Source organism: Pseudomonas sp. D3-10, assembly GCF_051132175.1.
GTDB lineage: Bacteria > Pseudomonadota > Gammaproteobacteria > Pseudomonadales > Pseudomonadaceae > Aquipseudomonas.
Window position 1 is genome coordinate 616,077 of sequence record NZ_CP071668.1, and the last position, 11,647, is coordinate 627,723.

General features: G+C 62.8%; 10 protein-coding genes. All 10 read left to right on the forward strand.

Annotation, left to right across the window (positions count from 1 at the left end; genetic code table 11):
• Positions 1–21 precede the first annotated feature (21 nt).
• The 10 genes from J3P90_RS02640 to J3P90_RS02685 all read left to right on the forward strand — a co-directional run bounded on the left by J3P90_RS02640 (position 22) and on the right by J3P90_RS02685 (position 11,599).
• The gene (locus tag J3P90_RS02640) at positions 22–1,521 is read left to right on the forward strand and encodes an NAD(P)H-hydrate dehydratase (RefSeq protein WP_434675789.1); all 1,500 of its coding nucleotides are present in this window, start codon (positions 22–24) and stop codon (positions 1,519–1,521) included.
• On the forward strand, positions 1,509–1,979 hold the full coding sequence (gene tsaE / locus J3P90_RS02645) for a tRNA (adenosine(37)-N6)-threonylcarbamoyltransferase complex ATPase subunit type 1 TsaE (protein ID WP_305482479.1): 471 nt from the start codon (positions 1,509–1,511) through the stop codon (positions 1,977–1,979). The genes J3P90_RS02640 and tsaE overlap by 13 nt, the downstream gene beginning before the upstream one ends.
• Positions 1,980–3,410, forward strand: a complete 1,431-nt coding sequence (locus J3P90_RS02650) for an N-acetylmuramoyl-L-alanine amidase (RefSeq protein WP_434560970.1) — start codon at positions 1,980–1,982, stop codon at positions 3,408–3,410.
• Complete coding sequence (gene mutL / locus J3P90_RS02655) at positions 3,407–5,320, forward strand: DNA mismatch repair endonuclease MutL (protein ID WP_434649121.1); 1,914 nt, start codon at positions 3,407–3,409, stop codon at positions 5,318–5,320. Before J3P90_RS02650 ends, mutL begins: the two co-directional genes overlap by 4 nt.
• The gene (gene miaA, locus J3P90_RS02660; RefSeq protein WP_420766188.1) at positions 5,320–6,291 is read left to right on the forward strand and encodes a tRNA (adenosine(37)-N6)-dimethylallyltransferase MiaA; all 972 of its coding nucleotides are present in this window, start codon (positions 5,320–5,322) and stop codon (positions 6,289–6,291) included. The genes mutL and miaA overlap by 1 nt, the downstream gene beginning before the upstream one ends.
• 92 nt (positions 6,292–6,383) lie before the next feature.
• On the forward strand, positions 6,384–6,644 hold the full coding sequence (gene hfq / locus J3P90_RS02665; protein WP_003186419.1) for an RNA chaperone Hfq: 261 nt from the start codon (positions 6,384–6,386) through the stop codon (positions 6,642–6,644).
• A gap of 12 nt (positions 6,645–6,656) precedes the next feature.
• Positions 6,657–7,958: a ribosome rescue GTPase HflX gene (gene hflX, locus J3P90_RS02670; protein ID WP_434675790.1), complete on the forward strand. Its 1,302-nt coding sequence runs from the start codon at positions 6,657–6,659 to the stop codon at positions 7,956–7,958.
• Between the two features lie 85 nt (positions 7,959–8,043).
• The gene (gene hflK / locus J3P90_RS02675) at positions 8,044–9,219 is read left to right on the forward strand and encodes an FtsH protease activity modulator HflK (protein ID WP_434675791.1); all 1,176 of its coding nucleotides are present in this window, start codon (positions 8,044–8,046) and stop codon (positions 9,217–9,219) included.
• Complete coding sequence (gene hflC, locus J3P90_RS02680) at positions 9,219–10,088, forward strand: protease modulator HflC (protein ID WP_420766191.1); 870 nt, start codon at positions 9,219–9,221, stop codon at positions 10,086–10,088. The genes hflK and hflC overlap by 1 nt, the downstream gene beginning before the upstream one ends.
• Before the next feature lie 323 nt (positions 10,089–10,411).
• Positions 10,412–11,599: an ATP phosphoribosyltransferase regulatory subunit gene (locus J3P90_RS02685; protein WP_420766192.1), complete on the forward strand. Its 1,188-nt coding sequence runs from the start codon at positions 10,412–10,414 to the stop codon at positions 11,597–11,599.
• Positions 11,600–11,647 lie beyond the last annotated feature (48 nt).

Consider the following 11,647-nt stretch of genomic DNA (forward strand, 5'->3'; position numbering starts at 1 on the left):
GACATCGGAGCCCGAAGACGCATGCCGCAGACTAAAGATGATTTTCCCGACGCGCTGTACAGCGCCGCGCAGGTCCGGGCCTTGGATGCACAGCTGATCGCGGCAGGCACCAGCGGCTTCGAACTGATGCAGCGTGCCGCCCGCGCCACGTGGCGAGCAATCGTGCGACGTTGGCCGCAAAGCGCTGAATTGACCGTGCTGGCCGGGCATGGCAACAACGCCGGCGATGGCTACCTGGTCGCTGCCCTGGCCCGCCGAGCCGGCTGGTCGGTACGGGTCCTGGCCGTGGGCGAGCCCCGGCGCCTGTTGGGTGATGCCGCCAATGCCCATGCAGAGGCCGTGGCCGTGGGTGTGCCGGTGGAGCCTTGGTCGGACGATAGCGAGCTGCGGGGAGTGCTGCTCGACGCGCTGCTCGGCACCGGGACCACCGGCGAAGTGCGCGAGCCTTATGTCCGGGCGATCGATACGATCAATGTCAGCGGTTTGCCGGTCGCGGCGGTGGATATACCGTCCGGGCTGTGTGCGGACACCGGCCGAGTGCTCGGGACCGCCGTGGCGGCTGACCTGACCGTGACGTTCATCGGCTTGAAGCTTGGCTTGTTCACCGGGGATGCGGCGGATCGAGTCGGTGAGTTGGTGTTCAACGACCTGCACGCCGACCCTGAAATTGTTGAGTCGGCGCCTTCCAGTGCCCGTCTGCTCCTGCCTGTTAATCTGCCGCGCCTGACGCCTCGCCCGCCCACGTCCCACAAAGGCAAGTTCGGTCACGTGCTGTTGATCGGCGGCGACCGGGGTTTCGGCGGCGCGATCCAGATGAGCGCCGAAAGTGCGCTGCGCTGCGGCGCGGGCATGGTTTCGATGGCCACCCGCAGCGAGCACGTCGCCTCGGCGCTGGTCCGTTTGCCTGAGGTGATGGTGCAGGGCACTCATTCGGCCAATCAATTGATGGGCTTGCTCAAGCAGGCCAACGTCCTGGTGGTCGGCCCGGGCTTGGGCCAGGCTGCCTGGGGACGCAGCCTGCTGTCGGCGGCGGCCAATGCTGCGCTGCCCCAGGTGTGGGACGCCGATGCCCTGAATCTGTTGAGCCTTGGCGCGGTCAGCCTGCCCGAACATTGCGTCATTACCCCGCATCCGGGCGAGGCGGCGCGATTGCTGGGGATATCCACGGCTCAGGTGCAGGCCGACCGCTCGGCGGCGGCCCACGCCTTGAGCCAGAAATACACAGCTACCGTGATCCTCAAGGGGGCCGGCAGCTTGATCGCCAGCCCGGACGGCCGCCTGGCGGTTTGTACCCAAGGCCACCCGGCCATGGCCACCGCCGGCCTGGGGGATGTGCTCGCTGGGGTCGTCGGCGCGTTGCTGGCCCAGGGGCTGGAAGCGTTCGAGGCCGCATGCCTGGCGGTCTGGCTGCATGCCAGCGCGGGCGTCCAGTGCGGTCGCTCGGGCCGGGGATTGGCGGCGACCGATCTGATCCCGGCCATTCGTCAGTTGTTGGAGGAGCATTCACCGTGTCTGAAGTAACCCTGTACGTGGCGGACGAACAAGCCATGACACAATTTGGCGCGCGTATCGCGCAAATCACCGCAGGGCATGGCTTGATCTTTCTCGAGGGCGACCTCGGCGCGGGAAAAACCACCTTGTCCCGTGGCATCATCCGTGGTCTCGGGCACGTCGGCTCAGTCAAGAGCCCTACTTTCACCCTGGTCGAGCCCTACGAGATCGGCGACATCCGAGCGTTTCATTTCGATCTGTATCGGCTGGTCGATCCCGAAGAGCTGGAGTTCCTCGGCATCCGTGATTACTTCGAAGATGACGCCTTGTGCCTGATCGAATGGCCCCAGAAAGGTGCAGGCTTTTTGCCAAAGCCGGACCTGACCATTACCATTGGCGCGCAGAATGGCGGGCGTTCGCTGAAACTGACACCGCAAGGCTCGCGTGGCGAGTCGTGGTGTGCCGCCTTGGCTTTGGAAACTAATTAAATGATGGGGTTTGGTATGCGCTTTCGCGCGGTGGTTGCTGTCGTAGGACTGTTGCTTACGGCACTGGCCGTCGATGCTGTGGCTGAGACAAAGGTCAACAGCGTTCGCCTCTGGCGGGCGCCGGACAATACCCGGCTGGTGTTCGACCTGACAGGCCCGGTGCAGCACAGCGTATTCACCCTGACCGCCCCGGATCGCCTGGTGATCGACATCAATGGCGCGTCCCTGGGCGCGCCGCTGAACGTGCCCACCGCCAACACTCCGATTACCGCCATGCGCTCGGCCCAGCGTACGCCGACCGACCTGCGGGTGGTCGTCGACCTGAAACAAGCGGTGACCCCGAAGAGCTTCACCCTGGCGCCCAACGCCCAGTACGGCAACCGGCTGGTGGTGGACCTGTTCGATAACCCGGCCGATGCCGCGCCGACACCGCCGCCGCCGACCAAAGTCGCCACGGTGCCCGCCGTGCCGGTCACGCCCACTGAACCCGCGATCAAGCTGCCACCGGCCCCGGCCGGCAAACGCGACATCATTGTGGTTATCGACGCCGGCCACGGTGGCGAAGACCCTGGCGCCTCGGGTTCGCGCGGGCAGCGTGAGAAGGACGTGGTGCTGTCCATCGCCCGCGAACTGCAGCGCCAGGTCAACGGCATGAAAGGCTTCCGCGCCGAACTGACCCGCACGGGCGACTATTTCATTCCCCTGCGCGGACGCACGGAAATCGCCCGCAAGAAGGGCGCGGACCTGTTCGTCTCGATCCATGCCGACGCCGCACCCTCCAAGGCTGCGTTTGGCGCCTCGGTATTTGCCTTGTCCGACCGTGGTGCCACTTCCGAGACCGCCCGCTGGCTGGCCGACAGTGAAAACCGTTCCGACCTGATCGGCGGTGCTGGCAACGTCAGCCTCGACGACAAGGACCGGATGCTCGCCGGTGTGTTGCTGGACTTGTCGATGACCGCCTCGTTGACCTCCAGCCTGAACGTCGGCCAAAAAGTGCTGAGCAACATCGGCCGCGTCACGCCATTGCACAAGCAGCGGGTCGAGCAGGCCGGGTTCATGGTGCTCAAGTCGCCGGACATCCCGTCGATCCTGGTGGAAACCGGGTTCATTTCCAACGCCAACGAAGCCTCTAAACTGTCGTCGTCAAGCCACCAGCAGGCCTTGGCCCGATCCATCAGCAGTGGCGTGCGGCAGTTCTTCCAGCAGAATCCACCGCCCGGCACCTACATCGCCTGGCTGCGCGATTCGGGCAAGATCGCCCAGGGCCCGCGCGACCATCGAGTCAACCCGGGCGAAACCCTGGCGATGATCGCCGTGCGCTATCAGGTGTCGCCCGCGACCTTGCGCAGCGCCAACAATCTGCAAAGTGACGAGCTGAAGATCGGGCAGACCCTGACCATTCCTGGCAACGAAGTGGCGGCCAAGCAATGAGCGATGACGTGATCGACAGCACCGCCCGCATCGAACTGCTCAGCCCTCGGCTGGCGAACCAGATCGCCGCCGGCGAAGTGGTCGAGCGCCCCGCGTCGGTCATCAAGGAGCTGCTGGAAAACAGTCTCGACTCCGGGGCCAGGCGTATTGACGTCGATGTCGAGCAGGGCGGGGTCAAGCTGTTGCGGGTGCGCGACGACGGTCGCGGCATTCCCGCCGATGACCTGCCGCTGGCCCTGGCGCGTCACGCGACCAGCAAGATTCGTGACCTGGAAGACCTCGAACGGGTCATGAGCCTGGGGTTTCGTGGCGAGGCGCTGGCGTCCATCAGTTCGGTGTCACGCCTGACGCTCACGTCCCGCACCCGAAACGCCGATCAGGCCTGGCAGGTCGAGACCGAAGGCCGCGACATGGCTTCCCATGTGCAACCCGCCGCTCATCCGGTGGGCACGTCGGTTGAAGTACGGGACTTGTTCTTCAATACTCCGGCCCGGCGCAAGTTCCTCAAGGCCGAGAAAACCGAATTCGATCATTTGCAGGAAGTCATCAAGCGCCTGGCCCTTGCACGGTTTGACGTGGCGTTTCACCTGCGCCACAACGGCAAGACCATCCTCAGCCTGCACGAGGCCAACGATGATGCGGCTCGCGCCCGGCGTGTGGGCGCGGTGTGTGGCGCGGGTTTTCTGGAGCAGGCCTTGCCCATCGAGGTGGAGCGCAATGGCTTGCACCTGTGGGGTTGGGTCGGCTTGCCGACGTTTTCCCGCAGCCAGGCGGACCTGCAATATTTCTACGTGAACGGCCGTGCGGTGCGCGACAAATTGGTGGCCCATGCGGTGCGCCAGGCCTACCGCGATGTGCTGTTCAACGGTCGGCATCCCACCTTCGTGCTGTTCTTCGAAGTCGACCCATCGGTGGTGGACGTCAACGTCCACCCGACCAAGCACGAAGTGCGTTTCCGTGATGGACGCATGGTCCACGATTTCCTCTATGGCACGTTGCATCGAGCCCTGGGCGATGTTCGGCCGGAAGATCAGTTGGCGGCCCCGGCGGCCGTGGCCGGCATGGTCCGGCCGACCGGGCTGGAGGCCGGCGAGTTTGGCCCCCAGGGGGAAATGCGCCTGGCGGCCCATGCCCTGCTGGAGCAACCCCAGCCCCAACCAGCCTACAACACAGGCGGAAGCGGCGCTGGCAGCGGTTATCAGTATCAATACACGCCGCGCCCACAATCCAATGTGCCGGCAGCCGAGGCCCAGGCCGCGTATCGCGAGTTCTTCAAGCCTCTGCCTGAAACCGCTGCGGCGACATTGCCCGACGGTCAGGGAGATATACCACCGTTGGGTTATGCCCTGGCGCAGCTAAAAGGCATCTACATCCTTTCCGAAAACGCCCAGGGCCTGGTCCTGGTGGATATGCACGCCGCTCACGAGCGGATCATGTACGAGCGATTGAAGATCGCCATGGCCAGCGAAGGCTTGAGCGGCCAACCTTTGTTGGTTCCCGAATCCCTGGCCGTCAGCCAGCGCGAAGCCGATTGCGCTGAAGAGCACATGAGCTGGTTCCAGCGCCTGGGCTTCGAGCTACAGCGCCTGGGCCCGGAAACCCTGGCGATCCGGCAGATCCCGGCCTTGTTGAAACAGGCCGAGGCCAATCGCCTGGTCAGCGACGTGCTGGCGGACCTGATGGAATATGGCACCAGCGACCGGATCCAGGCGCACTTGAACGAATTGCTCGGCACCATGGCCTGCCACGGCGCGATCCGCGCCAACCGGCGCCTGGCCTTGCCGGAAATGAACGGCCTGTTGCGGGACATGGAAAACACCGAACGCAGCGGTCAATGCAACCATGGCCGGCCGACCTGGACTCAACTGGGCCTGGACGACCTGGACAAACTGTTCCTGCGCGGTCGTTGATGAGCCAGTTGCCACCCGCGATTTTCCTGATGGGGCCGACGGCCGCCGGCAAGACCGACCTGGCCATCGAACTGACCAAGGTCTTGCCCTGCGAGTTGATCAGCGTCGATTCGGCGCTGGTCTACCGGGGCATGGACATCGGCACCGCCAAACCGTCGAAAGCTTTGCTGGCTGAATATCCCCATCGGCTGATCGACATCCTCGACCCGGCCGAAGCCTATTCGGCGGCTGATTTTCGGCGTGATGCGCTCCAGGCCATGGCCGAGATCACTGCGCGAGGCAAGATTCCGCTGCTGGTGGGCGGTACGATGCTGTACTACAAAGCCCTGGTCGATGGCCTGGCGGACATGCCGGCGGCCGATCCCGAGGTGCGCGCACAGATCGAAGAAGAGGCTGCGCGCCTTGGCTGGCAAGCGCTTCACGAACAATTGGCGGTGATCGATCCTGAATCGGCGGCGCGCATTCACCCCAACGACCCGCAGCGGCTCAGCCGGGCCCTGGAGGTTTATCGGGTGAGCGGCCAGAGCATGACGGCCCTGCGGCAGCGACAATCTGCGCAAAGTACTGAAGCAGCCGCTTCGGGACTGCAACAATTGCCCTATACTGTCGCGAATCTGGCCATCGCTCCGGCGAACCGGCAAGTGCTGCATCGGCGAATTGAACAAAGATTCACATTAATGTTGGAACAGGGATTCATAGACGAGGTCGTAGCCCTGCGTGAGCGAAGTGACCTGCATGCCGGGTTGCCGTCTATACGTGCGGTGGGTTATCGACAAGTCTGGGACTACCTGGACGGCAAGCTGACGTCAGCCGAGATGCGCGAGCGTGGAATCATTGCCACGCGCCAATTGGCGAAACGCCAGTTCACCTGGCTGCGCAGCTGGACTGACTTGCATTGGCTTGACAGCCTTGATTGCGACAATCTGCCACGCGCCTTGAAATACCTCGGGACCATCTCCATATTGAGCTGAGTCCTTGCAATTGCCGTCTATCCTTGGGGGTGTGACGGCCCAAGCCATCTGAATTCCGATTTTTATAATTGATCCTTAAAGGAGTGCGGCACATGTCAAAAGGGCATTCGCTACAAGACCCTTACTTGAACACTTTACGTAAAGAGAAAGTTGGGGTGTCCATCTATCTGGTCAACGGGATCAAACTGCAAGGCACGATCGAGTCTTTCGACCAGTTCGTCATCCTGCTGAAGAACACCGTCAGCCAGATGGTCTACAAACACGCTATCTCGACAGTGGTGCCGGTTCGTCCGATTCGTCTGCCTAGCGCAACCGAATCCGAAGGCGGTGACGCTGAGCCGGGTAACGCTTGATAGGAGCCTCCTTTGTTCTTTGAGCGCCACGGTGGTGGTGAGCGGACCATTCTCGTTCACTTGGAAGGACAGGACCCTGAGGCGCGCGAAGATCCGCAGGAGTTTCAGGAATTGGCAATTTCGGCCGGCGCCGAGACCGTCGCGTTTTTCAACGTGCCGCGTCATCGGCCAACCGCCAAATTCCTGATCGGCAGTGGCAAGGTCGAGGAGTTGCGCGACCTGGTCAAAGCCGAGCACATCGATCTGGTGATTTTCAATCACATCCTCACGCCCAGTCAGGAACGCAACCTCGAACGTGTCTTCGAGTGCCGCGTGATCGACCGCACCGGGCTGATTCTCGATATCTTCGCCCAACGCGCGCGTACCCATGAAGGCAAGCTCCAGGTCGAACTGGCCCAGCTTGAGCACATGAGCACGCGGCTGGTCCGCGGCTGGACTCACCTTGAGCGCCAGAAAGGCGGTATCGGCCTGCGGGGCCCGGGTGAAACCCAGCTGGAAACCGACCGGCGCCTGCTGCGGGTTCGCCTGCGCCAGATCAAAGGGCGGCTGGAGAAGGTCCGCAGCCAGCGCGAGCAATCGCGGCGCGGCCGCAAGCGGGCCGACATCCCGACGGTTTCACTGGTGGGTTATACCAACGCCGGCAAATCGACCCTGTTCAACAACGTCACCCAATCCGATGTCTATGCCGCCGACCAGTTGTTCGCCACGCTCGACCCGACCTTGCGTCGGCTCGACCTGAGCGACCTCGGGCCCATCGTGCTGGCCGATACCGTGGGTTTCATTCGGCATTTGCCGCATAAGCTGGTCGAGGCTTTCCGGGCTACGCTCGAAGAGTCGAGCAACTCCGACCTGCTGCTGCACGTGATCGATGCCGCCGAACCGGACCGGATGCTGCAGATCGAACAGGTCATGGTGGTGCTGGGAGAGATCGGGGCCCAGGACTTGCCGATCCTCGAGGTATACAACAAACTCGATTTGATCGAAGGCGTGGAGCCGCAGATCCAGCGCGATGCCGACGGAAAGCCGCAGCGGGTCTGGCTTTCGGCCCGTGATGGCAGTGGCCTGGACCTGCTCAAGCAGGCCGTGGCGGAACTGCTGGGCGATGACCTGTTTGTGGGCACCTTGAAGCTGCCGCAGCGTTTTGCCCGGCTGCGTGCGCAGTTTTTCGAGTTGGGGGCGGTGCAGAAAGAAGAACACGACGAAGAAGGCATCTGCCTGCTGGCCGTTCGCCTGCCTCGGTCGGAACTGAACCGGCTGGTCAGTCGCGAAGGGCTCCAGCCGATGGAATTCATCGAGCAACACACTTTGCAATAAAAGCCTGAGAAAGCTGTGTCAGGCATTCTGTAGCATTGGCCGGCGCGCCGTGGGTGCGTCTTTGCTTTATCAGATGGAGAGCGCTATGGCTTGGAATGAGCCGGGTGGCAACTCGAATAACCAGGATCCCTGGGGCGGCAAGCGTCGTAACAACGGCGACCGCAAGGGACCACCGGATCTCGACGAGGCCTTCCGCAAGCTGCAGGACAGCCTGAACGGTTTGTTCGGTGGTGGTAGGAAACGCGGTGACGATGGCGGCAGCCGTCCGGGCAAGGGCGGCGGTTTCGGCCTGCTCGGCATCGGCCTTGTCGTGCTCGCGGCTGTCTGGCTGTACAGCGCGGTGTATGTCGTGGACGAGCAGGAGCAGGCCGTGGTGCTGCGCTTCGGCAAATACTACGAAACCGTCGGCCCGGGCCTGAACATCTATTTCCCGCCGATCGACCAGAAGTACATGGAGAACGTCACGCGCGAGCGTGCCTACTCCAAGCAGGGCCAGATGCTGACCGAAGACGAGAACATCGTCGAAGTGCCGCTGACCGTGCAGTACAAGATCACCAACCTGCAGGACTTCGTGCTCAACGTCGACCAGCCGGAGATCAGCCTGCAACACGCGACTGAAAGCGCCCTGCGCCACGTGGTGGGTTCCACCGCCATGGACCAGGTGCTGACCGAAGGTCGTGAGCTGATGGCCAGCGAAATCAAGGAGCGCCTGCAACGGTTCCTCGATACCTATCGCACCGGTATCACGGTCACCCAGGTCAACGTACAGAGCGCAGCGGCACCGCGCGAAGTGCAGGAAGCCTTTGACGACGTGATCCGCGCCCGTGAAGACGAGCAACGCTCGCGCAACCAGGCCGAAACCTATGCCAACGGCGTTGTGCCGGAAGCCCGTGGTCAGGCCCAGCGCATCATCGAAGATGCCAACGGTTATCGCGACGAAGTGGTTTCCCGCGCCAAGGGTGAGGCTGATCGCTTCACCAAACTGGTAGCCGAGTACCGCAAGGCGCCTGAAGTCACGCGCCAGCGCCTGTACCTGGACACCATGCAGGAAGTCTTCAGCAACACCAGCAAGGTCCTCGTGACCGGCAACAAGGACGGCCAGAGCAATCTGCTGTACTTGCCGCTGGACAAGATGGTCGAGAGTGGTCGCAACGCCGGCACACCGCCAACCGGCGCGGCGGCAGCCGCCAGCAATGAAGCCAATGCCCGCGCGGCGGCGGACCTGCAGCAACAGCAAGCACGTACCAGGGAGAGTCGCTGATGAGCAATAAATCGCTGATCGCCCTTATTGTCGGCGTCGTCGTGGCGATCGCTGCCTGGAACTGCTTCTATATCGTGGCTCAGACCGAGCGCGCGGTGTTGCTGCAATTCGGTCGCGTGGTCCAGGCTGATGTCCAGCCAGGGCTGCATGTGAAGGTGCCGTACGTTAACAAGGTGCGCAAGTTCGATGCGCGCTTGATGACGTTGGACGCACCGACGCAGCGCTTCCTGACGCTGGAAAAGAAAGCCGTGATGGTCGATGCCTACGCCAAGTGGCGCGTGAAGGATGCCGAGCGCTTCTACACCGCGACCTCTGGTCTCAAGCAGATCGCCGACGAACGTTTGTCCCGTCGCCTGGAGTCGGGCCTGCGTGACCAGTTCGGTAAACGTACCCTGCACGAAGTGGTGTCCGGTGAGCGCGACGCGCTCATGGCAGACATCACCCGCTCGCTGAACGCGATGGCGGAAAAAGAGCTGGGTATCGAAGTGGTCGACGTGCGTGTCAAGGCCATCGACCTGCCGAAGGAAGTGAACCGCAGCGTGTTCGAGCGCATGAGCACCGAGCGTGAGCGTGAAGCCCGCGAGCACCGCGCAAAAGGTAACGAGCTGGCCGAAGGCATCCGTGCCGACGCCGATCGTCAACGCCGCGTGCTGCTGGCCGAAGCCTATCGTGAATCGGAAGAGGTCCGGGGTGATGGTGATGCCCAGGCCGCTGCGATCTACGCCAAGGCCTATGGCCAGGACCAGGAGTTCTACGCGTTCTACCGTAGCCTGCGTGCCTACCGTGAAAGCTTCGCGAACAAATCCGACGTCATGGTCCTGGACCCAAGCAGTGACTTTTTCCATTACCTGGAAAAGGCCAAGCCTTGATGCGACGTTGACCTGAAGCACTCCGCCCGGCGGCTAAAACGTCGGGCGGGGTGATCCTTTGGGAAAACGTGTGTATGATGCGGCAGCCGGGAAATTCCCGGCTTTTTTGCGTCTGCGCGTTCGATTGTGGTTTATACGGTGCAGGCGTCGGGTTGAATGACCCGACAGGTTTTTCGAGGAAAGTGCTTGGCGAGGCCGATCCAGGGCCATTCGTCACGTCGCCCTTGCGCGTTGTTTGCGGTTTTTCGCATGACGCGGGCATTTTCTGCTTCACTCAAGGCCAGCCCGAAAGCTGGCCGCCCGGACCATAGGGGAATGGCGTAATGGCAACGGTAGACCGCTGGCTGCTGCCAGATGGCATCGAAGAAGTACTGCCACCGGAAGCCGCGCGTATCGAAGTAGCGCGTCGGCAGGTGTTGGATCTGTTCCAGAGTTGGGGTTACGAGTTCGTCGTTACCCCGCATATCGAGTACCTGGAATCCCTGCTGACCGGTGCGGGCCAGGACCTGGATTTGCGCACCTTCAAGGTTATCGACCCGCAATCGGGCCGGCAGATGGGCTTTCGGGCCGACATCACGCCACAAGTGGCACGCATCGATGCCCACACCTTGCGCCGCGAAGGCCCGAGCCGTCTGTGCTACGCCGGCAGTGTCCTGCATGCCCAGCCGCGTGCCTTGTCGTCTTCGCGCAGCCCGATCCAGTTGGGCGCCGAACTTTATGGCGACGCCAGCCCAGTCAGTGACGTGGAAGTCATCAGCCTGATGTTGGCCATGCTGCAACTGGCCGACGTGCCGGATGTCCACATGGACCTGGGCCATGTCGGCATCTACCGTGGCCTGGCCCGTGCGGCCGGTTTGTCCGGTGAAGTGGAGCAGCGGTTGTTCGACGCCTTGCAGCGCAAGGCCATCGATGAAGTCATCAGCCTGACCGAAGGACTGCCGAGCGACCTGTCCGGCATGTTGCGGGCATTGGTGGATCTTTGCGGCGGCCGTGAAGTGTTGGGCGCGGCCCGCGAACGCTTGGCCGGCGCGCCGGCACCGGTGTTGGCGGCGCTGGACGACCTGTTGGCGATTGCCGAGCGTCTGTCGGTGCGTTTCCCTGAGTTGCCGCTGTATTTCGACCTGGGTGAGCTGCGCGGCTATCACTATCACACTGGCGTGGTGTTCGCAGTGTTTGTACCGGGCGTTGGCCAGTCCATCGCCCAGGGCGGTCGCTACGACGACATCGGCGCCGACTTCGGTCGCGCCCGTCCGGCGACCGGCTTCTCTACCGATTTGAAAACCCTGGTGACCCTGGGGCGTGCTGAAATCGAGTTACCGTCCGGCGGTATCTGGATGCCTGACAGTACGGATGCGGCACTCTGGCAGATGGTCTGCCAGTTGCGCAGTGAGGGTCAGCGTGTCGTCCAGGCCTTGCCTGGGCAACCTTTGGCCGCCGCCCGTGAAGCGGACTGCGACCGGCAATTGATTCAGCAGAACGGGCTTTGGCAAGTATTGCCGCTGGCTTCTTGAGTTTTCCTGCCGGCCTGGAGCCGGCACCAAGTTTGCGCGAATGAGGAC